The sequence below is a fragment of the Micromonospora sp. PRAS1 genome (assembly GCF_059553435.1).
The window spans coordinates 1-940 of the sequence record NZ_JCANNB010000106.1; the positions used below are offsets into that span (position 1 = coordinate 1).

At 68.0% G+C, this 940-nt stretch carries 1 protein-coding gene; it reads right to left on the reverse strand.

What is annotated here, in order from left to right; translation table 11 throughout:
• Positions 1-922: IS630 family transposase (locus AC507J_RS32285; protein ID WP_496294348.1), on the reverse strand; the 922-nt coding region annotated here is incomplete at its 3' end.
• Positions 923-940: the final 18 nt, after the last annotated feature.

The following is a 940-nucleotide window of genomic DNA, read 5'->3' on the forward strand; positions in this document are numbered from 1 at the left end:
TGCCGAAGAAGGCTTTCACCGTGGCTGGCTGGTTCTGTCGTCGACGTAGGTGTCTGCTGGCCGCGGTAGTCAGGTCGGCGACGGTGGCTGGGTTCGCTTGTGCTACATGGTGTTTGACGTCGTGGTTGAGCAGTTCCACGGGGTTGAGTTCGGGGGCGTAGCCGGGCAGGAAGTGCATCTCGATCCGGTCGGTGCGGGTGGCCAGCCAGTCGCGCACCATGATCCGGCGGTGCACGGAGTGCCCGTCGACGATCAGGTGGATCTTCCGGTCGAGGTGGCGGGTGAGGCGGGCCAGGAACGTCAGCAGCACCTCGCCGTTGAACGAACCGGTGTAGCAGGTGAAGTACAACTCGCCCTTGTTGCTGATCGCGGCCATCACGTTGACGCCGAACCGGCGGCCGGTCTTGGCCACCACCGGGGTCTGCCCGACCGGCGCCCAGGTGGCGCCTACCGCGGCGTCCGAGCGCAGCCCGGTCTGGTCCAGCCACAACACCATCGCCTTGTCCCGCTTGGCGCGGGCCACGATCGCCGGGTACGTGACCTCCAGCCACTCGGTGACCGCCTGCGGATCCTGCTCATACGCGCGGCGGACCGGTTTCTGCGGCGACAGGCCCCACGACCGCAGGTACTTCCCGACCGTCACCAGCGACAGTTCCAGACCGAACCAGGACCGGATGAGCTGGCGGACCTGCGGACGGGTCCACACCAATCCCGGCAGAGCGAGCTGATCCGGGCACTTGTGAATGACGGCCCGCCGCACCCGGGCCTGCTGCCTGGGCGTCAACGCCTTCTGCTCGTTCGCACGCCGCCCCCGCCGACGGGCGTTCAGCCCTCGGTTTCCCTGACGGTCAAAGGCATCCACCCACCGCCACACCGTCTTCGGCGCCACCTGAAACACCCGCGCCGCCTCAGCCTGACTCATCCCGCCCTTGACCGCCGC